Here is a 20380-nt window from a genome sequence, read left to right as displayed (position 1 = left end):
CGGTGCTCGCTCAACGACCCCAAGGGGGAAAAGGGAGATTTCGGTCGGCCGAAAAAAGGAGTAGGTTTTCGGTGTGCCTAAAACCTCCGTGACGGTCGCTCCTGCGGGCCCCGTCGCGCCCGCGTCCGCCCGCGGCGCCGCGCTGCTCGGCCCCGCACTGGTCGCGGGCGTCGCGTACGTGGATCCGGGCAACGTCGCCAGCAACATGACGGCCGGCGCCGGTTACGGCTACCTGCTGGTGTGGGTGGTCGTGGTGGCGAACGTGATCGCCTGGCTGGTGCAGTACCTGTCCGCCAAACTCGGCGTGGTGACGGGGCGCAGCCTGCCCGAGCTGCTCGGCGACCGTTTGCAGCATCGCGGCGCGCGCCGCGCGTTCTGGCTGCAGGCCGAGCTCGTCGCGATGGCCACCGACATCGCCGAGGTGATCGGCGGCGCGGTCGCGCTGCAGCTGCTGTTCGGGATCCCGCTGCTGCTGGGCGGGCTGATCACCGGCGCCGTCTCGATGGTGCTGCTGGCGGTGCAGGGCAGGCGTGGTGCGCGGCCGTTCGAGTTCGTCGTGATCGGCCTGCTCGCGGTCGTCACCGTGGGCTTCCTCGCCGGGCTCTTCGTCGGCCCGCCGGATCCGTCGGCCGCCCTCGGCGGACTCCTGCCGCGCTTCACCGACTCCGGATCCGTGCTGCTCGCCACCTCGATCCTCGGCGCGACGATCATGCCGCACGCGATCTACGCGCACTCCGCCCTCGCCCGGGATCGCTTCGGATCCGCCCCGATCCACCCCGGCGGCGACCCGGAGCCGCGCACCCGCACTCCGATCTCCCGTCTGCTCACGGCCACGCGGTGGGACGTCACGCTCGCGATGATCATCGCCGGCGCCGTGAACCTGGGGATGCTGCTGCTCGCCGCGTCCACCCTGCCCGGGGTCGCCGGCACCGACTCGCTCGAGGGCGCGCATGCCGCGATCAGCGCGCAGCTCGGCCCGCTCATCGGCACCCTGTTCGCGGTCGGCCTGCTCGCCTCGGGCCTCGCGTCCACCGCGGTCGGCGCCTACGCCGGCGCCGAGATCATGCACGGGCTGCTCCGGGTGCGGATCGCGATGCCCGTGCGCCGCCTGGTCACGCTGATCCCGGCGCTGCTCATCCTCGGGCTCGGCGCCGACCCGACGTTCGCGCTCGTGCTGAGCCAGGTGGTGCTGTCGTTCGGGATCCCGTTCGCGCTCATCCCCCTCGTCGCGCTCACCGCCCAGCGCCGCACGCTCGGCCGGCACGCGAACAGGCCGTGGACGACGATCGCCGGCATCGTCGCCGCCGCACTGCTCGTCGTCCTGAACGCTGTGCTGCTCTGGCTGCTGCTGACCGGATCCTGAGCGGGATCAACCTTCCCGGGGATCATCGGCAGGCCCCTGTGTCGACACTCCGGTATCGGTCGAATCCTCCGTCGACGTCGCCGCCCGCGCGATCTTGTGCAGCTCGATGATCATCGCCAGCTGGCGGCGATTGATCTCCAGCAGGATCTCGATGTCCTCCTTGGCCGCGATGTTGGTGTCGAAGTCGTGCTTCGCGAGCGCCGCCGCGATCGCGTCCTGGCGCTTCGCCGCGATGAGCAGGATCGCCCCCTGCATGCCCGCGAGCATGCTGAGGAACAGGTTGAGCAGGATGAACGGATACTTGTCCCAGGTCGCGCCCTGGATGGAGTTCAGGATCCACCAGACCGCCATGAACACGACGAACCCGCCGACGAAACCCCAGCTGCCCATCAGGTTGCGCATGCGGTCGGCGGATCGCTCGCCGACGCTGAGGCTCTCGTGGGCCTGCTGATGCCAGGTGCTCGTGGGCACGGGTCGGGCACTCCCTGCCGGCAGGCTCGCGAGATACGCATCGAGGTCGTCGGTCGCCATGGGATCCTCCTCGTTCGGTGCCGCGCACACGGCCGAGACCTGCACGGCGATACCTCAGTGTCCTGCCAGGGATCCCGTCGTCCTCGCGACGCGCGGGGATGACGCCCCGACAGATGCCCCCACAGAGCGCACAGCGGCCGCGGGTAGGCTCGAGGCATGGCCCGATCCCGCCGCCCGTCCGCCGCGCAGCGCGCCGCCGAGAAGGCCGAAGCGCAGGCTGCCGCCCGCCGAGCGGTGCGCATCTGCTCCTGGGCGTCGCTCGTCACCGCGGCGCTCGGGATCCTCCTGCTCGCCATGCCGAAGCTGCTCCCGGTCGGCAGCCCGTGGGTGCAGCTCGTGCTCGGCGCGCTCACCCTGATCCTGTCGTTCCGCGCCAGGGCCATCGGCATGCGCGGCGTCGAGGGGTTCGACGGACGCCTCTCGCTCGTGGGAGCGCTGGCCGGTTTCGTGATCATGTTCTTCGCCGGTCAGGCCGCCTTCTCGGTGCTCTCGGCGCTCAGCCACTGACCGGCCGCGGATAGGCTGGATCCGTGGCATCCCCCGCAGCCGACGATTACCTGAAGACGGTGTACGCCCACACCGAGTGGCAGCCGGCGCCGATCACCCCGTCGCAGCTGGCGGCCAAGCTCGGCATCGCCCCCTCCAGCGTGACCGAGATGGTGAAGAAGCTCGCCGCCTCGGGCCTCGTCTCGCACGTCCCGTACGGAGCCGTGCGCCTCACCGACGCCGGCGAGAAGCGCGCGCTCGCGATGGTGCGCCGGCACCGCCTCATCGAGACCTGGCTGGTACGCGAGTTCGATTACGCCTGGGACGAGGTGCACGACGAGGCCGAGGTTCTCGAGCACACCATCAGCGACCGGCTGCTGGAGGGGATCGACGCCCGGCTCGGACGCCCCCGATACGACCCGCACGGCGACGCGATCCCGGACGCCTCAGGATCCGTGACCCGAGAGCCGTTCGTGCTGCTCGCCGACGCGGCCCCCGGCCACACCGGCCGCGTGCTGCGCGTCGACGACCGGGATCCCGAGCTCCTGCGCGCCCTGGAGGCCGCCGGCCTGGGGATCGGCGGCGAGGTCGCCGTGCTCGCGGACGGAGTGCGGATCGCCGGCGCCGACGTCGAGCTGCCGGCGGGCGCCGCCGAGGTGGTCTGGCTTTCAGCCTGAGCACCCGACCCGACATCCGCCGACAACATGCGACATCCGCCGGCAACCTCGCGGCTCTAGGCTGTGCGCATGGCACAACGCGACGACATCGAATGCTGGCTGACCGACATGGACGGCGTGCTGGTGCATGAGAACGACGCCATCCCCGGGGCGGCCGAGCTGCTCGCCGGCTGGGAGAGCAACGGGATCCCGTACCTCGTGCTCACGAACAACTCGATCTTCACCGCGCGCGATCTGTCCGCACGCCTGCGCACCAGCGGCCTGAACGTGCCGGAGGATCGGATCTGGACCTCCGCGCTCGCCACCGCCGACTTCCTGAAGCAGCAGCTTCCCGGCGGAAGCGCATTCGTGATCGGCGAGGCCGGCATCCTCACGGCGCTGCACGAAGCCGGGTTCATCATGACCGAGACGAACCCCGACTTCGTCGTCGTCGGCGAGACCCGCAACTACTCCTTCGAGGCGATCACGAAGGCGATCCGCCTGATCAACGACGGCGCGCGGTTCATCGTCACCAACCCCGACGCCACCGGACCCAGCGCCGACGGCCCGCTGCCGGCGACCGGCGCCATCGCCGCCCTCATCACGAAGGCGACCGGCAAGGATCCGTACGTCGTGGGCAAGCCGAACCCGATGATGTTCCGCTCGGCGCTGAACAAGATCGGCGCGCACTCGAAGCGCACCGGCATGATCGGCGACCGGATGGACACCGACGTCATCGCGGGCATCGAGGCGGGGCTGCACACGGTCCTCGTGCTCACCGGCATCAGCGACACCGCCGAAATCGAGAAGTATCCGTTCCGGCCCGACGAGGTCGTGCAGTCGGTGGCCGACCTGCTGCCCCGCATCACCGACACCATCAGGACGATCCCACAGGACTGACCGTGGGCGCACTCGACGACGGCGAGCGGGTCGCGGCGGCCGACGCGGCCGCCTGGCGCGCCTGGCTCCGCGAGAACCACGCCAGGTCGAAGGGCGCCTGGCTGGTGCGCCCCCGCCCCGGCAACGACGACGTGCACATCGGCTACGAGGAGGCGATCCTGCAGGCGCTGTGCTTCGGCTGGATCGACGGTCCCGTGCGCAGCTTCGACGAACGGACCGGCGGCCTGTGGTTCGCCCCGCGCCGCGCGTCGAGCGGCTGGGCCGCGACGAACAAGGTCAGGATCGCGCAGCTTCAGGAGGCGGGACTGCTGGAGGCCGCGGGGTTCCGCGCGATCGAGCTGGCCCAGGCGAACGGCGCATGGACGGTGCTGGACGGGCCGGAGGCGGGGATCGAGCCCGACGACCTCAGCGCCGCGCTGGACGCCTCGCCCGCCGGCCGCGCCGGGTGGGACGCCTTCCCGCCCTCGGCGAAGAAGGTCGGCCTGACCCAGATCGCGATGGCGAAGCGCGCCGAGACGCGGGCGGCGCGGATCGCCAAGATCGTCGCGGACGCGGCGGAGGGGAAGAGACCATGACCTCGAATCCGATCATCTGGGTCGCCTTCGTCATCGTCCTCGGGACGCTCGCCGTGTGGATCGTCCAGCTGGTGCGCGCCCGCCGCGGGGGCGGCGGCGATGGCGATGGCGGCGCGGGCCGTGGCGCGTGGTGGGAAGGCCCGTGGGACGAGGACAAGCCCGACCGCTGAGCACCCGTGCGCTGGCCCCGGGCCGCCCTGGCTATCGGCTCAGCGCAGCACGAGCGCGGCAGCGCCGATGAGCGGACCCTCGTCGCCGAGCCCCGAACGCACCACCCGCGTGCGGCGGGAGTAGTCGTGCTGCGCAGTCGCGGTGAGCGCGGCCTGCACGAGGTCGATGTAGTCGTCGGAGACGCGGGAGAAGCCGCCCCCGATCGCGACCACCTCGAGGTCGACCAGGGTCGAGGCGTCGGCGAGGGCTGCGCCCACCGTCTGCGCGGAGCGTTCGATCGCGGCGCGCGCGATCCGATCCCCCGCCTGCGCGTCGCGCGCGAGATCCTCGCCGCGCTCGCCCGTCCAGCCCTGCGTGCGCGCCCAGGCGACGCTCGCCGGACCCGACGCGACCTGCTCGACCGTGAGGTCGGGGGTGGCGTGCACCTGGCCGAGGTGCCCGGCGTTGCCCGAGGCTCCCGGCATGTACCGTCCGCCGATCACGAAGCCGCCGCCCACGCCCGTGGACACCACGATCGACAGCGAGGTCTCGGCACCCTGAGTGGCGCCGAGCCAGGATTCGGCGAGCGCCAGACAGCCGCCGTCATGCGCGAACACGGTCTCGACCTCGGCGCCACGCACCGCCGATGCCGACTCCCGCACGGCGCCGCGCAGGTCGAATCCGCGCGCCTCGGGCATGTTCACGGGGACGATGGTGCCGTGCTCGCGGTCGATCGGCCCCGCGCTGCCGACGCCGGCGCCGACCAGCTCGTCATCGGCTCCGAGTCCGGCGAGGGCGTGCGCGACGACCGCGTCGATCGCGGCGCGCATCGAGTCGAAGGTCGCGGCAGGTCCGGTGTCGCGGCGGCTGCGGGTGCCGTCCACGACGGTCCCGTCCGCCCGCACCAGGGCAGCCTCGAGCTTGGTGCCGCCCACATCGACGGCGAGGGCGACCTGGCGGTCGGCGGATCCGGTCGCAGCCGTGCCTGCCGCGGTCACTGCGGGTCGAGTCCGAGGTCGGCGAGGTCGATCGCGGCGAGCCACTGCAGGCCCTCGGCCTCGATCGCGACCTGCGCGCCCGTCTTGCGGTCGACGATCGAGATCACCGCGACCGGCTCGGCGCCCGCCTTGCGCAGCACCTCGACGGCCTTCAGCGGGGAGCCGCCGGTGGTGGAGGTGTCCTCGACGACGACGACGCGCTTGCCCGCGACCTCCGCGCCCTCGATCTGACGACCGCGACCGTGGTCCTTGGGCTCCTTGCGCACGACGAAGGCGTCGACCGGGCGTCCGGCGCGCACCGACTCGTGCAGCACGGCGTTGGCGATCGGATCCGCGCCCAGGGTGAGCCCGCCGACGGCCTCGATGCCGTCCAGGCCCTGGAGCAGGTCGAGCACGATGCGGCCGATCGCGGGTGCCGCCCGGTGGTCGAGCGTGAGTTTGCGCATGTCGACGTAGTACGTCGCCTTCTTGCCGCTGGACAGCGTGAAGTCGCCGTGGAACACCGCCTCGTCCTTGATGAGGGCGATGAGCGCCTGGCGGTCGGCTTCGAGTTCGGGGGTGCTGAGCGTCACGCGTCAAGTCTAGGGCGGCGGATCCGGATCCCGAGGGCGCCTCTGGCCCGGGGAACCGGGCGGTGCGAGACTGGTGCGCGACGAAGGAGGATCCCCATGCTCGACCTCGATCCGTACGCCGCCCTCGCCCGGCTCAAGCCGGTGCCGCCGCTGGAGCTGTCCAGCCCCGACTTCGACGCCGGCGGGCCGCTGCCCGCGTGGGCGTGGTCCGAGTCGCGCGGAGGCGACGACCGCTCCCCCGGGCTGGTGTGGGGCGAGCCGCCCGCGGGCACGAAGAGCTTCGCGCTGAGCGTGTTCGATCCGGACGCGCCGACCGGATCCGGCTTCTGGCACTGGGCCGTCGCGAACATCCCGGCCGACGTGCGCTCCCTGCCCGCCGGCGCGGGCGACGGCGAGAGCGGATCGCTGCCGGCCGCCGCGATCACGCTACCGAACGAGGCCCGGCTGCAGCGGTACATCGGCGCCGCACCCCCCGCGGGCACCGGCGTGCACCGGTACTTCATCACGGTCGATGCGCTGGACATCGAGGAGATTGACCTGGACGGCGACGAGACGCCCGCCTATCTCGGCTTCAACAGGCATTTCCACGTGCTGGCGCGGGGGATCCTGATCGGCACCGGAGACCCGGAGGACCGCTGAGCCCGACCGGATCCGGATCCCGCTCGATCAAGTTCTTTCAAGATGTGGAATTTGCGCTTCACATCATGATAATCTCGACGTCGAGAGACTTTCCTGTCAGGAGACGCCGATGCCCACCCACCGCCAGACCGTAGCGATCACCTACGAGACAGCGGCACGTGCCGTGGCTCTCGCCATGGAGATCGGCCGGCAGCACGGGGTGATCGCCGTGGTCGCTGTCGCCGATCCCTCGATGACGCTGATCGCCTACGGCATGGCCGACGGCGCGACCCCGCACAGCGCGGAGACGAGCCGGCGCAAGGCCGCGACGGCCGCATCGACCCGGCGCCGCACCGCGCAGATCCCGGAAGCACTCGCCGCCGCCCTGCCGCTCGGCACGGGCGGCATCCTGACCACGATCGACGGGGGCGTGCCGATCTTCTTCGGCGAGCTCCTCGTCGGTGGGCTCGGCGTCGCGGGCGGCAGCCCCGCGCAGGACGCCGAGATCGCACTCGAGACCCTGAAGCGCCTCGGCGCCCGCACTGAAGGAATGCAGCTATGACCTCGTACCTCTCCCGCGCAGACCTGTCGGTCGCCGTGCCGATCGTCGAGTTCGCCGAAGAGTCGCTGACCGAATCCGGGCGCGACGCCACGGCGTTCTGGGCGGGCGTGAGCGAGATCGTGCACGACCTCGGGCCGCGCAACGCCGCGCTGCTCGCGCGGCGGGCCGAGCTGCAGGAGAGGATCGATGACTTCCACCGCCAGCACCCCGGCCAGCCCGACCCCGCCGCGTATCGCGCGTTCCTCACCGAGATCGGCTACCTGGTCCCGGTGCCGGAGAACGTGCAGGTCACCACCGAGGGCGTCGACCCGGAGATCGCCACGATGGCCGGCCCGCAGCTCGTCGTGCCGCTGCTGAACGCGCGCTTCGCGCTCAACGCCGCGAACGCGCGCTGGGGATCGCTCTACGACGCGCTGTACGGCACCGACGCGATCGAGCGCACCGGCGACCTCGCGCCGGGCGCCGCGTTCAACCCGGCCCGCGGTGCAGCCGTCCTCTCGTTCGGCCGCGAGGTGCTCGACGAGATCGCGCCGCTGGACGCGGGATCGCATCGCGACGCCACCGGCTATCGCGTCGACGCCTCGGGACTGGTGGTCTCGACCGCGACGGGAGACCGCCGCCTCGCCGATCCCGCCCGCTTCGTCGGCTACACCGGAGAGGCCGAGGCCCCGGCCACCGTGCTGCTCGTGCAGCACGGCCTGCACGCCGAGATCCTGATCGACCACGGCGGCGCGATCGGGCGCACCGACGCCGCGGGCGTGCAGGACATCATCCTGGAATCCGCCCTCACCGCGATCCTCGACCTGGAGGACTCGGTCGCCGCCGTCGACGCCGACGACAAGGCGCTCGGCTACCGCAACTGGCGCGGCTTCATGGACGGCACCCTCACCGAGACGGTGACCAAGGGCGGGCGCACCTTCACCCGCGCCCTGGCCGAAGACCGCACCTACCGCACCGCCGACGGCGGCGAGATCACCCTGCCAGGCCGCGCCGTGCTGTTCATCCGCAACGTCGGGCACCTGATGCGCTCCGACGCCGTGCTCGACCGCGACGGCCAGCCCATCTTCGAGGGGATCCTCGACGCGATCATGACCGCGGTCGGCTTCCTGCCGGAGCTCGAGGGCCCCACCGCCGGACGCAACTCGCGCACCGGATCCCTGTACATCGTGAAGCCGAAGATGCACGGCCCGGAGGAGGTCGCCTTCGCGGCCGACCTGTTCGGCCGCGTGGAAGAGGTCCTCGGCCTGCCCGCCCGCACGCTCAAGTTCGGGATCATGGACGAGGAGCGCCGCACGTCGGCGAACCTGGCCGCATCCATCGCCGCGGGATCCGATCGCGTCGTGTTCATCAACACCGGATTCCTGGACCGCACCGGCGACGAGATCCACACCTCGCTGCACGCCGGCCCGTTCCTGCCGAAGGCGGGGATCAAGGCGCAGCCGTTCATGCAGGCGTACGAGGATCGCAACGTCGCGATCGGCCTGGCCAGCGGACTCAGCGGGCGCGCGCAGATCGGCAAGGGCATGTGGGCCGAGCCCGACCTGATGCACGCCATGCTCGAGAAGAAGATCGTGCACCCGCTCTCGGGGGCGTCGACGGCGTGGGTGCCGTCGCCGACCGCCGCGACCCTGCACGCACTGCACTACCACCAGGTCGACGCGTTCGCGGTGCGGGAGACTCTGCCGCCCGTCTCCCCCGACGCGCTGAACACGCTGCTCGTGCCGCCGCTCGCGGATCCGTCGGCTCTGACGGCCGAGATCGTCGCCGCAGAGATCGACAACAACGTGCAGTCGATCCTCGGCTACGTCGTGCGCTGGATCGACCAGGGCATCGGCGTCTCGAAGGTTCCGGACATCCACGGCGTCGGCCTCATGGAGGACCGCGCCACCCTGCGCATCTCGAGCCAGCTGCTCGCCAACTGGCTGCAGCACGGCGTGATCACCGAGGCACAGGTCGACGACAGCCTGCGCCGCCTGGCCGTGGTCGTGGACGAGCAGAACGCTGGCGATCCGAACTACGAGCCGCTCGCGTTCGCGGAGGGATCCGCCCCCGGCATCGCGTACACCGCGGCCCGCCGTCTGATCACGGAGGGGGCGACGCAGCCGAGCGGATACACCGAGCCGCTGCTGCACGGCCTGCGCCGCGAGAAGAAGGCCGAGCAGGCCGCCCGGGGCTTGACCCCCGGGGCCTGACCCCCGCCACCACCACCGAGTCGTCCCCGCCAGCGGAGCCTATAGGGTGCGCTGGCGGGGACGACGCGGTGTTTCCCCGCGCCTCAGCGCACGGACGGTCTCACCTCGACCCACCGCGGGGCGGGCGCGGACGCCATCGCGTGCAGGTGGACCGACCGCCAGATCCGCTCGAACCGGTCCGGGTCGATCTCACGTCGGCGATACGCGAGGCTCGCGGCCTGGATCGTGTCGGCGAGCGCGTCGAGGCGCCGCCGCCCACTCGCCTGCTCGTCGTCCTCGCCGAGCAGCGGGGTGCACGACCACACGGTCGCCGCCGCGTGTCGTGTCGGCCCCGACCGTACCGCGAGGAGGATCCCGAGCGGGATCACCAGCACCGCGAGCACCAGGGCGGACGGCAGCAGCGGCAGCCCCGCGGCGGAGAGTCCGATCCAGGCGATCAGCGCCGTGCCGCCCGCGATCGGCGGGTAGACGCGCGACAGGTCGGCCCGGCGACGGTCGTGCTCAGACGCATCGGGCGAGTAGATGACGAGCACGCTCGAGACCACGCCGTAGCGGCCGACGCTGCGCGACAGGTATCCCCAGTGCGGGCGGGGGCGGCGGAGCACCGGGTGGGACGGCGCGCGCCCCGGCGCCGCTGTTCGCTGAACGATGACCATGGATCCACGCGCCGAGCTGGGCGCAGTGTCGCCGCCCGCCCGTAGGCTGGATCCATGCGCCTGGCCACCTGGAACGTCAACTCCATCCGCACCCGCGTCGCCCGCACCGTCGAGTTCGCCGTGCGCGAGGACATCGACGTGCTCGCGATGCAGGAGATCAAGTGCAAGCCCGAGCAGTTCCCGTACGCGCCGTTCGAGGAGGCCGGGTACCACGTCGAGGCGCACGGCCTGAATCAGTGGAACGGCGTCGCGATCGCGAGCCGCGAGCCGATGACCGATGTGCGCACCTCCTTCGACAGCATGCCCGGCTTCGCGAAGGGCCATGAGGGTCCCGATGCGCCGCTCGAGGCCAGGGCGCTCGGCGCGATCGTGAACGGCGTGCGCGTGTGGAGCCTGTACGTGCCGAACGGCCGCTCGCTCGACGACCCGCATCTGGCGTACAAGCTGCACTGGCTCGAGGCGCTGCGCACCGCGACCGCCGCCGAGCTCGCCGCCTCCCCCGGCCTGCCCCTCGCCCTCGTCGGCGACTTCAACATCATCCCGTTCGACCGCGACAACGGGGATCCCGACATCGTCGTCGGAAAGTCGACGCACGTCTCCCCCGAGGAGCGTGCAGCGTTCTTCGCGCTCGAGTCCGCGGGTGTGCACGACGTGGTGCGGCCGCTGCTGCCCGAGGGGTACACCTACTGGGACTATCAGCGCCTGAAGTTCCCGCGCAACGAGGGCGTCCGGATCGACTTCGTGCTCGGATCCTCCGCCCTCGCCGACGCCGTGAAGGGCGCCTCCATCCACCGCAACGAGCGCAAGGGCGAGCAGCCCAGCGACCACGTGCCTGTGGTCGTCGACCTCGAGCTCGCGGGGGCGGAGGAAGACGACGACCTGCCGATGATCTTCGCGTGAGCGCGGACGACCGGATCCGCCTCATCGCGACCGATCTCGACGGCACCCTGCTCGATCCGTCCGGCCACGTCAGCACCCGCACCCGCGCCGCACTCGACGCGGCCCGCGCCGCCGGGATCCTCGTCATCCCGGTGACCGCCCGCCAGCCGATCGGTCTGCGCGAGATCGCCGCGGAGGCCGGTTTCGACGGCTGGGCGCTGTGCGGCAACGGCGCGTACGGCATCCACCTGCGCACCCGCGAGCAGCTGTTCGCCTCCGAGATCGCGGTGCCGGTGCAGCAGCGCATCGCGCGTGAACTGGGAGAGCGGATCTCCGGCCTGCTGTTCGCGAGCGTGCGCGAGGCGGGGGAGGTCTTCGTCGCGCAGGACGGATACGCCGCCCTCGCGGCCCACGGCGATCACAAGCGGGATCCGGAGACGATGGGCGCCGTGCCGCTGGCCGAGGTCGTGGCGACACCGAGTCTGAAGCTCGTGATCCGGCACTCCACGATCGCGCCGCCCGATCTGTTCGCGGTGCTGGCCACGCTCGATCAGGACGGGTTCGCGGCGACGCTGTCCGGCGCCCCGTTCGTCGAGGTGATGGCCGCGGGCGTCTCGAAGGCGACCGGGCTGGCCCAGCTGTGCGCGCGGCTCGGGATCGAACGGTCCGAGGTGCTCGCGTTCGGCGACGCCCTCAACGACGTCGAGATGCTGCGCTGGGCCGGCCGCGGAGTAGCGATGGCGAACGCCGAACCCGAAGCCCTCGCCGCCGCGGACGTAGTGACGGGCTCGAACGCCGAGGACGGCGCGGCGATCGTGCTGGAGCGGTTGCTGGCGGGCTGAGGCGGCGTCCGCCCCTCGTCACATCGTCCCGGTCGTGGGCTCTCCCGGCAGCGGGGCGTAGCGCAGCAGCAGCGTTCCGCCGTCGCCCGACTCGGCGTGCACCAGCCGCAGGTTGGCCGGACGCACCCCGTCGGGGAACACCTTCTTGCCCTGGCCGAGCACGATCGGGTACACCCAGAGCTGCAGCTCGTCGTAGAGCTGCTCGGAGAGCAGGGTCTGCACGAAGTCGACGCTGCCGATGACGTGCACGTCCTGATGCTGCTCGCGCATCGCGGCGATCTCGGCGGGCAGATCCGCGCCGATCCTGGTGCTGCCCTGCCAGCCGAGCTCGATCCCGGCGTCACGCGAGGCCACGTACTTCGGCACCCGGTCGAACAGCTGGCCGATGAAGCCCTCGGGGCCCGTCGTGTGCTCCGGCCAGTACCCGGCGAAGATGTCGTAGGTGCGCCGGCCCAGTATGAGCGCGTCGAGCGTGTCCATACCCGCGGTGACCGAGCGCATCACCGCCTCGCTGGGCAGGGTCGCCTGCCACCCGCCGAAACGGAAGCCGTCCGACGTGTCCTCCTCTGGTCCGCCCGGAGCCTGAGCGACGCCGTCCAGCGTCGTGAACAGGTCGATGATGATGCGGCCGGTCATGATGCACTCCTTCGTGTTGCGGTTCGTGTTGGTGGTGCGGTTCGTGTTGGTGGTGCGGTTCGTGTGCGTGCTGCGGTCCCCCGTCCCGGCCACCCCACCCGCGAGACTGCAACTGGGCGGCGAGACTGCGTCGTATTGCTGCATTCTCGCCGCCTAGTTGCAGTCTCGCGGTCATGGTAATCCGATCGGCTCCAGGGACTCCAGGATGGCCGGAGCCGGGATCGGGGCGATGTGGAACGTGCGGGCGAAGGCGTCCAGGATCCGCTCCTCGCCGCGGACGACCGCCACGACGTCCTGCGCGATCGCCTCGGCCGGGGTGACCGCGCCGGCGATCAGGCGCCGGATGCCGGGGCCGGCGACGACGACCGCCTCCGGCTCGCCGGGCGGCAGCGCGCCGCCGACGGGGGGCGCGGGCGGGGCGAGCTGCGCCACGGTCAACACGCCCGCGTCGACGATCACCCGCAGCGCCACATCGCCGACGTGCAGCTCGATGTCGAAGCGGTCGCCGGATCCGGACTGGAACGACGTGCGCAGCGCCATCGTGAGCGAGTCGGGCGTCACGACGTCGCCCTCATCCGGATCGCCCATCGCCTGGAACCCCCAGCGCCCGAGCGCCAGCACGATCGGCTCGAGCGCCTGCCCGTATGGCGTGAGCTCGTACACGAGACCGCAGTTGCGCATCGGGACCCGGCGCACCACCCCGGCCTCCTGCAGCTGCGTGAGCCGGGAGGACAGGATGTTCGTCGGGATCCTTGGCAGGCCCTGCTTCAGGTCGGTGTACCGGCGCGGGCCCACGAGCAGATCGCGGACGATGAGCAGAGCCCAGCGCTCCCCGATCAGCTCGACGGCCGTCGTGACGCCGCAGTATTGGCCGTAGCTCCGGGCGGCCATGTCAGGACAGCTTCCGCATCAGGCCTCTGCCGCCTGCGCGGCCATGTACGCCTCCGGGCCTTGCTCGACGGCGGCGGGCTCCATGAACAGGAAGCCGAGCGAGTTGCCGTCCGGGTCGTCCAGGTCGCGCGAGTACATGAAGCCGTAGTCCTGCGCGGGCTTGGGCTCGGTGCCGCCCGCGGCGATCCCCTTGGCGATGATCGCATCGACGTCCTCGCGGGAGTCGCGGCTGAACGCGACCGAGACCTGCAGCGAGGCGTTCGGATCGGCGATCGGCTTGTCGGTGAACGTCGAGAAGAACTCGCGTGTGATCACCATGAAGTAGACGTTGTCGTCCCAGACGACGCAGGCGCCGTTCTCGTCGGTGAACTGCGGATTGATCTCGCAGCCGAGCGCGGTGTAGAAGGCCTTGGCGCGCTCGAGGTCTGTGGTGGGCAGGTTGACGAAGACGTTGGTCACGATGACTCCTCTGTCGATGGGCCCCCTCGTCGGGTCCGCTGAGACTAGCTTGCAAAAAACAAGGACGCTTGTCAATAGCAAGTTGAAGGAATCGGATCCGTCCCGCGGGGGATGCCCGGCCGGATCCGTCCGCCCTACGGTGGAGGCATGCCGTTCACCCGCACGCCCACGCCGCGCGAGCTCCGCCAGGACGTGTTCCTTGCCGGGGCTCTGCTCGTGGGCGGGATCCTCAGCGCCGGGCTCTCGTCGATCGCGAAGGTCTACGGATCCCAGCAGGCCGAGCTGTGGACGGCGATCCCCTACCTGCTGGTGATCGCCGCATCGCTCGCCGTGCGCCGGCGCTGGCCCGCCGCGGCCGCGATCGTCGTCTCGCTCAGTTATGTCATCGCCGTCACGGTGCGGGTGCCGGAGATCTACGTCGGCAACATCGCGATGTTCATCGCCTTGTACACGGTCGGCGCGTGGATGCACTCGCGCCGCGGCGCCTTCCTGGTGCGCGCCGGGATCATCTTCGTGATGGCCGTGTGGCTGATCATCGTGATGTACCGCGACGCGATCGACCAGGCCGCGAAGGCCGACGTCGCCGCGGGGGCCTTCTCGCCCTATGTGGCGTTCATGATGCTGCAGGTGCTGCTGAACGTGCTGTACTTCGGTGGCGCCTACTACTTCGGCGAGCGCAGCTGGAGCGCGGCTGCTGAACGCACCGCCCTCGAGCAGCGCACCGCCGAGCTGGAGCACGAGCGCGAGCTCAGCGCCGCGCAGGCCGTCGCGCTCGACCGGGTCAGGATCGCCCGCGAGCTGCACGACGTCGTCGCGCACCATGTGTCGGTCATGGGCGTGCAGGCGGGGGCCGCCCGGATCATGATCCCGGAGGATCCGCGGGCCGCGACCGCGATCGTCGCCGGCATCGAGACGTCGGCACGCGAGGCGATCCACGACTTCCGTCAGCTGCTGGACACCCTGCGCGCACCCGGTGACGGAGCGGACGAGGCGTCGACCGTCGGCGTCGACGACATCGCGGGGCTCGTCGAGGCGTCGTCGGCGGCGGGCCTGCCCGCGCGGCTGCACGTGGTCGGCGATCCGATTCCGGTGCCGAGGCTCACCGCCGTCAACCTCTACCGGATCGCTCAGGAGGCGCTCACCAACGCCCGTCGGCACGCAGGCCCGGGGGCGGAGGCGGACGTGCGGATCCGGTTCTCGCACGGTCACGACGGTCGCCGCGCGGTCGAGCTCGAGGTCGTGAACTCGGGCCGGATCGTGCCCGTCCCCCGCCCGGGGCTCGGTCAGCTCGGCATGCGGGAGCGCGCCACCGCCTCCGGCGGCACGATCGAGCTCGTGCCGCGCGCGGCCGGCGGATTCCGGGTGCGTGCCACGCTGCCGGTGGATGCCGGGGGCGACGCGTGACCGGCCCGATCCGCGTGCTGCTCGTCGACGATCACGCGCTGCTCCGCGCCGGATTCCGCACCATCCTCGACCTGCAGCCGGACATCACGGTCGTCGGCGAGGCGGCGAACGGCGCCGAGGCGGTCGCGCTCGCCGGATCCCTGCTCCCCGACGTCATCACGATGGATGTGCAGATGCCGGGCGTCGACGGACTCGAGGCGACCCGTCGGATCCGGGCGGACGAGCGGATCCGCGCATCCGTGGCGATCGTGACGACGTTCGACCGCGACGACTACCTGTTCGAGGCGCTGGACGCGGGCGCCAGCGGGTTCCTGCTGAAGAACGCCGGCCCCGAGGAGCTCGTCGCGGCCGTCCGCGCCCTGGCCGCGGGCGACGGCATGCTCGCCCCCGAGGTGACGCGCCGGGTGCTGCGGCGGTTCGTCGACGCGCCGACGCCGGCGGAGCGCCACGCGCCCGCTACCGCGCTGCCCCGCGCCGCGCTGCCCGAGCCTCTCACCGACCGCGAGGCCGAGGTGCTGCGCCTGGTCGCCGAGGCCTGGAGCAACGCCGAGATCGCCACCGAGCTGTTCATCGGCGAGGCGACCGTCAAGACGCACGTGTCCCGGATCCTGCAGAAGCTCGGCGCCCGCGACCGCGTGCAGGCCGTCGTGCTCGCGCACCGGCTCGGGCTGGCCTGACGCCGGGGCCGGCGCACGACGCGAAGACGGTGTAAGGCGTTATCTGTTTCGCCTTACATATGGCGGGTTCTGCAGGCCGACGGTAAATTTGTCTGCACGGAGGGGAGTTGCCATGGCGATCGCGACGATGACCAGCAAGGGGCAGTTCACGATGCCCAAGGAGGTGCGGGACGACCTCGGCCTCAGCCCGGGCGACAAGGTGCTGTTCGTGGTGCTCCCGGGCAGACGTGCCGCCATCGTGCCGCGCAATCGCCGGCTCAGCGCTCTCGCCGGGGTGCTGCACGACCCGAACCGGAAGACGATCACGATCGATGAGATGAACGACGCGATCGCCGACGGTGCGGCGGAGAGCGGGATGCGCGGGATCGCGCCGTGAACCGGCTCGGCCTGACGGACGGGCTCGTCGGCATCGATACGAATGTCATCCTGCGGTACCTGATCCGCGACGACGAAGCACAGTTCGCCGCAGCAGCCGAGGTGCTCGAGGCCTGCACTCCCGACAAACCCGGCTTCCTCACCGCCGTGAACCTGGCCGAGATCTACTGGGTCCTGCAGCGCAGCTACCGACTGTCGCGCGAAGCCTCCCTCAGCATGATCCGCCGCCTCCTCGAGGTCGAGACGCTCGAATTCGACGACAGCGAAGGAATCGTTCAGGCAGTGGAGCTCGCCGAGAACGGCGCGGACTTCGCGGACGCCCTGATCCATGCGACCTACCTGCAGTTCGGTGTCAGCGAAGCCGTCACCTTCGACCGCGCCGCTGCTCGACGCCTGGGCTGGCGGCTGCTGGAGGGGTGACGACGGATCGCCGCCTCCCGCGACGCGGATCACCCCCGCAGGCGTGCAGCACGTCGGCGGACCGATACCCTCTACCCCATGTCCGACTCCGCGCGCCCACCCGGATCCCGCACGTCCTCATCACTGCCCGGACCGCTGTCCCGCCCGATCCTGGCCGGGGTCGTCACCGCGCTGGTCGGGTTCACGAGCTCCTTCGCCGTCGTGCTCACCGGACTCGTCGCCGTCGGCGCGTCGCACGCCCAGGCCGCGAGCGGACTGCTCGCGCTCAGCCTCACGATGGGCGTCGCGTGCATCGTGCTGGCCTGGCGGTATCGCATGCCGATCACGTCGGCCTGGTCCACGCCGGGTGCGGCGCTGCTGGCCGGATCCGGCGGAGCGGCGGGAGCGGGCACGGCGGTCGACGGCGGCTGGCCCGCGGCGGTCGGTGCGTTCCTGGTCGTCGCCGCGCTGATCCTGCTCACCGCGCTCGTGCCGCAGATCGGATCCCTCATCGCGGCGATTCCGCCCTCGATCGCGCAGGCGATGCTCGCCGGCGTGCTGCTGCCGCTCTGCCTCGCTCCCGTCATCGGGCTCGCGAAGAACCCGTGGGGCGTGATCCCGGTCGTGCTGACCTGGCTCGTGTTCGCCCGGCTCGCGCCGCGCTGGGCGGTGCCGCTGGCGTTCGTCACCGCGACCGTCGTGATCGTCGCGGGACTCGTGACGGGAGGCGCGTCGACGGGATCCGGACTGGATCCGGCGACCCTGCTCCCGCATCTGGAACTCACCCTGCCGACGTTCACGCTCGGCTCGCTCGTCGGGATCGCCCTGCCCCTGTTCATCGTCACGATGGCCTCACAGAACGTGCCCGGCATCGCCGTGATGCGCAGCTTCGGCTACGAGGTGCCCTGGCGTCCCGCGATGCTCGTGACCGGGATCGGCACGGCCCTCGGCGCCCCCGCCGGCGGGCACGCGATCAACCTCGCGGCGATCAGCGCCGCCCTCGCGGCCGCGCCCGATGCGGAGCCGGATCCGAAGCGCCGCTGGATCGCCGGAGTGTCGACGGGCGTGTCGTACCTCGTGCTCGGCGGCTTCTCGGCGGCGTTCGCCGCCCTCGTCGTGCTCGCCCCGGCCTCGGTCATCCCCGCGGTCGCGGGCCTTGCCCTGTTCGGCGCGTTCGGATCCGCAGTGCAGCAGGCGATCGACGACCCCGGCGAGCGCACCCCGGCCGTCGTCACCTTCCTCGTCGCCGCGAGCGGCGTGGCGTTCTGGGGCGTGAGCGCCGCGTTCTGGGCGTTGCTGGCCGGCCTGCTCGTGCGCGGCGTGCTGCACCTCGGGCGGCGGTGAGCGACGGCACCCGGTGCAGCCCGGCGCAAGGATCCACCCTGCGGGGGATGTTCCCGCGGCTCCCGGCTCAATAGCGTGGGAGGCATGCGATGCGCTGAGCGAACGGAGTGAGTCGAAGTGACCACAGGCCTTCTCGATCTGACGGGCGTCACCAAGAGCTACGGCTCGCGGCGGGTGCTCGACGACGTCTCGTTCCGGGTCGCGCCCGGCCGGCTCACCGGCTTCGTCGGCGGCAACGGGGCGGGCAAGACCACGACCATGCGGATCGTGCTCGGGGTGCTCGCCTCGGACGGCGGATCCGTGCAGCTCGACGGGCGCGCGGTCACCGACGCCGACCGGCGGCACTTCGGCTACATGCCGGAGGAGCGCGGGCTGTACCCGAAGATGAAGGTGCTCGAGCAGGTCACCTACCTCGCCCGGCTGCACGGGTTCAGCAAGGGCGATGCCGCCGCCCGCGGCGAGGCGCTGCTGACCGAGCTCGGACTCGGCGAGCGCCTGCACGACGCCATCGAGGCGCTCTCGCTCGGCAATCAGCAGCGGGCGCAGATCGCCGCCGCGCTGGTGCACGACCCGGAGGTGCTCATCCTCGACGAGCCGTTCTCGGGCCTGGACCCGCTCGCGGTCGACGTGGTCGCCGGGGTGCTGCAGGCGCGTGCCGCGCAGGGCTGCTCGATCCTGTTCTCCTCGCACCAGCTCGATGTCGTCGAGCGGCTCTGCGACGATCTCGTCATCATCGCCGGCGGCACGATCCGGGCGTCCGGATCCCGCGAGGATCTGCGCGCCCGGCACGCAAGCCCGCGCTATGAACTCGTCTCGGATGCGGACGCCGGCTGGATCCGCTCCGAGCCGGGTGTCTCGGTCGTCGATTTCGAGGGCGGGACGGCGGTGTTCGATGCGGACTCGGCCGATGATGCGCAGCGGATCCTGCGCACCGCGCTCGGCCACGGTCCCGTGCGCTCCTTCGCCCCGCAGCACCCCTCTCTCGCCCAGATCTTCAAGGAGGTCATCCAGTGAGCGCCACCCGCCTTACCCCTGGGACCCGCGATACCCGTACGACGCCGTCGAGCGCGAGCGGACTCTCGGCCGGCAGCGGGGTCTTCCTCGTCGCCGAACGCGAGATCGGATCGAAGCTGCGCAGCAAGGTGTTCCTGATCTCGACCGGGATCCTGCTGCTGATCGCCCTCGCCGGTGTGCTCATCGGCGGGTTCATGAGCAAGAACACGTCCGAGACGAAGATCGCGGTGACGTCGGAGACGGCGCAGATCGTGCACGGCCTGCCCGGCCTCGCCCTCACCGAGACGGCCGATGCGACCGCCGCCGAGAAGCTCGTCCGTGCGGGCACGGTCGAGGCCGCGCTCATCCCGGCGCCGGGCGACAACGCCTTCGGTTACACGGTCGTCGCCCTGCACAGTGCGCCGAGCAGCCTGCAGGGCCTGCTCGCGAAGACGCCGAAGGTCACGATCCTCGAGCCCGAGAAGACCAATCCGGTGCTGCGGTACCTGGTCGCGATCGGCTTCGGCGTCGTGTTCCTGATGGCCGCGTCGACATTCGGGGCGACGATGGCGCAGAGCGTCGTGGAGGAGAAGCAGACCCGGGTCGTCGAGCTGCTGCTCGCCGCGATCCCCGCCCGCGTGCTGCTGGCGGGCAAGATCCTCGGGAACACGGTGCTGGCGATGGCGCAGATCCTGCTGCTGGCCGCGATCGCCGTGGTCGGGCTGATCGTGACGGGGCAGAACGGGGTGCTGGCGGGGCTCGGCGCTCCCCTGGTCTGGTTCGCGGTGTTCTTCCTGTTCGGGTTCGTGCTGCTGGCCTCGCTGTTCGCCGCGGCGGCCGCGATGGTGTCGCGGCAGGAGGACATCGGATCCACCACGATGCCGATCACGATGCTGGTGATGCTCCCGTACTTCCTGGTGATCTTCTTCAACGACAACCCCGTGGTGATGACGGTGCTGTCGTACGTGCCGTTCTCCGCCCCGGTCGGGATGCCGGTGCGCCTGTTCGTGGGCGACGCACAGTGGTGGGAGCCGCTGGTATCGCTCGCGATCCTGCTCGTCTCGTGCGTGATCGCGATCCTGGTGGCGGCGAAGATCTACGAGAACTCGCTGCTGCGCATGGGAGCGCGCGTCTCGCTGCGGGAGGCCCTGCGCGGCTGAGGCGGTCGGCGGATGGGGAGGGCTGACCGGGTTACGGAATCGGGAATCGAGTTACGGTTCGG

Annotated in this window: 25 protein-coding genes; 18 read left to right on the top strand and 7 right to left on the bottom strand. The window is 71.3% G+C overall.

Going from position 1 to position 20380, the window contains the following annotated elements; all coding sequences use genetic code 11:
* Window positions 1-73: 73 nt before the first annotated feature.
* Window positions 74-1363, top strand: a complete 1290-nt coding sequence (locus tag ABD882_RS03405) for an Nramp family divalent metal transporter (protein ID WP_425563315.1) — start codon at window positions 74-76, stop codon at window positions 1361-1363.
* A gap of 6 nt (window positions 1364-1369) precedes the next feature.
* Here the strand turns inward: ABD882_RS03405 and ABD882_RS03400 are convergent, their stop codons facing one another.
* Complete coding sequence (locus tag ABD882_RS03400) at window positions 1370-1894, bottom strand: DUF1003 domain-containing protein (RefSeq protein WP_345184362.1); 525 nt, start codon at window positions 1892-1894, stop codon at window positions 1370-1372.
* Window positions 1895-2050: 156 nt separating this feature from the next.
* On the opposite strand from ABD882_RS03400, the gene ABD882_RS03395 reads away from it, so the two are divergent.
* The 5 genes from ABD882_RS03395 to ABD882_RS03375 all read left to right on the top strand — a co-directional run bounded on the left by ABD882_RS03395 (window position 2051) and on the right by ABD882_RS03375 (window position 4681).
* On the top strand, window positions 2051-2401 hold the full coding sequence (locus ABD882_RS03395) for a hypothetical protein (RefSeq protein ID WP_345184360.1): 351 nt from the start codon (window positions 2051-2053) through the stop codon (window positions 2399-2401).
* 23 nt (window positions 2402-2424) lie between these two features.
* Complete coding sequence (locus tag ABD882_RS03390; RefSeq protein WP_345184358.1) at window positions 2425-3057, top strand: metal-dependent transcriptional regulator; 633 nt, start codon at window positions 2425-2427, stop codon at window positions 3055-3057.
* A 69-nt stretch (window positions 3058-3126) separates the two neighbouring features.
* Window positions 3127-3936 (top strand): HAD-IIA family hydrolase, encoded by an 810-nt coding sequence (locus ABD882_RS03385; RefSeq protein WP_345184356.1) that lies wholly within the window; start codon window positions 3127-3129, stop codon window positions 3934-3936.
* A gap of 2 nt (window positions 3937-3938) precedes the next feature.
* Window positions 3939-4511, top strand: a complete 573-nt coding sequence (locus ABD882_RS03380; RefSeq protein ID WP_345184355.1) for a YdeI/OmpD-associated family protein — start codon at window positions 3939-3941, stop codon at window positions 4509-4511.
* The gene (locus tag ABD882_RS03375) at window positions 4508-4681 is read left to right on the top strand and encodes a hypothetical protein (RefSeq protein WP_345184354.1); all 174 of its coding nucleotides are present in this window, start codon (window positions 4508-4510) and stop codon (window positions 4679-4681) included. Before ABD882_RS03380 ends, ABD882_RS03375 begins: the two co-directional genes overlap by 4 nt.
* Before the next feature lie 39 nt (window positions 4682-4720).
* Here ABD882_RS03375 and ABD882_RS03370 read toward each other — a convergent pair whose 3' ends face one another.
* Window positions 4721-5659, bottom strand: a complete 939-nt coding sequence (locus ABD882_RS03370) for an ROK family protein (protein ID WP_345184351.1) — start codon at window positions 5657-5659, stop codon at window positions 4721-4723.
* Complete coding sequence (gene pyrE, locus ABD882_RS03365) at window positions 5656-6231, bottom strand: orotate phosphoribosyltransferase (protein ID WP_345184349.1); 576 nt, start codon at window positions 6229-6231, stop codon at window positions 5656-5658. Before pyrE ends, ABD882_RS03370 begins: the two co-directional genes overlap by 4 nt.
* Window positions 6232-6327: 96 nt before the next feature.
* Between pyrE and ABD882_RS03360 the strand changes: the two genes are divergently transcribed.
* The 3 genes from ABD882_RS03360 (at window position 6328) to ABD882_RS03350 (ending at window position 9603) form a co-directional block, all read left to right on the top strand.
* The gene (locus tag ABD882_RS03360; protein WP_345184348.1) at window positions 6328-6870 is read left to right on the top strand and encodes a YbhB/YbcL family Raf kinase inhibitor-like protein; all 543 of its coding nucleotides are present in this window, start codon (window positions 6328-6330) and stop codon (window positions 6868-6870) included.
* Between the two features lie 109 nt (window positions 6871-6979).
* The gene (locus ABD882_RS03355) at window positions 6980-7411 is read left to right on the top strand and encodes a GlcG/HbpS family heme-binding protein (protein ID WP_345184346.1); all 432 of its coding nucleotides are present in this window, start codon (window positions 6980-6982) and stop codon (window positions 7409-7411) included.
* Complete coding sequence (locus tag ABD882_RS03350) at window positions 7408-9603, top strand: malate synthase G (RefSeq protein WP_345184345.1); 2196 nt, start codon at window positions 7408-7410, stop codon at window positions 9601-9603. The genes ABD882_RS03355 and ABD882_RS03350 overlap by 4 nt, the downstream gene beginning before the upstream one ends.
* Window positions 9604-9686: 83 nt before the next feature.
* Here the strand turns inward: ABD882_RS03350 and ABD882_RS03345 are convergent, their stop codons facing one another.
* Entirely contained in the window at window positions 9687-10259 is a 573-nt protein-coding gene (locus ABD882_RS03345; RefSeq protein WP_345184343.1) for a DUF6611 family protein, read from the bottom strand.
* A gap of 54 nt (window positions 10260-10313) precedes the next feature.
* On the opposite strand from ABD882_RS03345, the gene ABD882_RS03340 reads away from it, so the two are divergent.
* Together ABD882_RS03340 and ABD882_RS03335 are read left to right on the top strand one after the other, a co-directional pair.
* Window positions 10314-11159: an exodeoxyribonuclease III gene (locus tag ABD882_RS03340; protein ID WP_345184341.1), complete on the top strand. Its 846-nt coding sequence runs from the start codon at window positions 10314-10316 to the stop codon at window positions 11157-11159.
* Window positions 11156-11980: an HAD family hydrolase gene (locus ABD882_RS03335; protein ID WP_345184340.1), complete on the top strand. Its 825-nt coding sequence runs from the start codon at window positions 11156-11158 to the stop codon at window positions 11978-11980. The genes ABD882_RS03340 and ABD882_RS03335 overlap by 4 nt, the downstream gene beginning before the upstream one ends.
* A gap of 18 nt (window positions 11981-11998) precedes the next feature.
* Here ABD882_RS03335 and ABD882_RS03330 read toward each other — a convergent pair whose 3' ends face one another.
* The 3 genes from ABD882_RS03330 to ABD882_RS03320 form a co-directional block, all read right to left on the bottom strand.
* A complete protein-coding gene (locus ABD882_RS03330; RefSeq protein ID WP_345184338.1) occupies window positions 11999-12709 on the bottom strand; it encodes a dihydrofolate reductase family protein in 711 nt (236 codons plus the stop codon).
* Between the two features lie 78 nt (window positions 12710-12787).
* Window positions 12788-13507, bottom strand: a complete 720-nt coding sequence (locus ABD882_RS03325; protein WP_345184337.1) for a winged helix-turn-helix transcriptional regulator — start codon at window positions 13505-13507, stop codon at window positions 12788-12790.
* A gap of 18 nt (window positions 13508-13525) precedes the next feature.
* On the bottom strand, window positions 13526-13966 hold the full coding sequence (locus ABD882_RS03320) for a VOC family protein (protein ID WP_345184335.1): 441 nt from the start codon (window positions 13964-13966) through the stop codon (window positions 13526-13528).
* Between the two features lie 147 nt (window positions 13967-14113).
* Between ABD882_RS03320 and ABD882_RS03315 the strand changes: the two genes are divergently transcribed.
* The 7 genes from ABD882_RS03315 (at window position 14114) to ABD882_RS03285 (ending at window position 20318) form a co-directional block, all read left to right on the top strand.
* The gene (locus ABD882_RS03315; protein ID WP_345184334.1) at window positions 14114-15370 is read left to right on the top strand and encodes a sensor histidine kinase; all 1257 of its coding nucleotides are present in this window, start codon (window positions 14114-14116) and stop codon (window positions 15368-15370) included.
* Window positions 15367-16047 (top strand): response regulator, encoded by a 681-nt coding sequence (locus ABD882_RS03310; protein ID WP_345184332.1) that lies wholly within the window; start codon window positions 15367-15369, stop codon window positions 16045-16047. Before ABD882_RS03315 ends, ABD882_RS03310 begins: the two co-directional genes overlap by 4 nt.
* A 112-nt stretch (window positions 16048-16159) precedes the next feature.
* The gene (locus ABD882_RS03305) at window positions 16160-16423 is read left to right on the top strand and encodes an AbrB/MazE/SpoVT family DNA-binding domain-containing protein (protein ID WP_345184330.1); all 264 of its coding nucleotides are present in this window, start codon (window positions 16160-16162) and stop codon (window positions 16421-16423) included.
* Complete coding sequence (locus ABD882_RS03300) at window positions 16420-16842, top strand: type II toxin-antitoxin system VapC family toxin (protein WP_345184328.1); 423 nt, start codon at window positions 16420-16422, stop codon at window positions 16840-16842. The genes ABD882_RS03305 and ABD882_RS03300 overlap by 4 nt, the downstream gene beginning before the upstream one ends.
* A gap of 78 nt (window positions 16843-16920) precedes the next feature.
* A complete protein-coding gene (locus ABD882_RS03295; protein WP_345184326.1) occupies window positions 16921-18165 on the top strand; it encodes a benzoate/H(+) symporter BenE family transporter in 1245 nt (414 codons plus the stop codon).
* Between the two features lie 117 nt (window positions 18166-18282).
* Window positions 18283-19179, top strand: coding sequence for an ABC transporter ATP-binding protein (locus ABD882_RS03290; RefSeq protein ID WP_345184324.1), 897 nt, complete (start codon window positions 18283-18285; stop codon window positions 19177-19179).
* Window positions 19176-20318 carry an ABC transporter permease gene (locus tag ABD882_RS03285; RefSeq protein ID WP_345184321.1) on the top strand — a complete coding sequence of 381 codons (1143 nt, stop codon included), beginning with the start codon at window positions 19176-19178 and terminating at the stop codon, window positions 20316-20318. Before ABD882_RS03290 ends, ABD882_RS03285 begins: the two co-directional genes overlap by 4 nt.
* Window positions 20319-20380 lie beyond the last annotated feature (62 nt).

The organism is Microbacterium panaciterrae, from assembly GCF_039541635.1.
Classification (GTDB): domain Bacteria; phylum Actinomycetota; class Actinomycetes; order Actinomycetales; family Microbacteriaceae; genus Microbacterium; species Microbacterium panaciterrae.
This window is presented reverse-complemented; position numbering and strand designations above follow the sequence as displayed.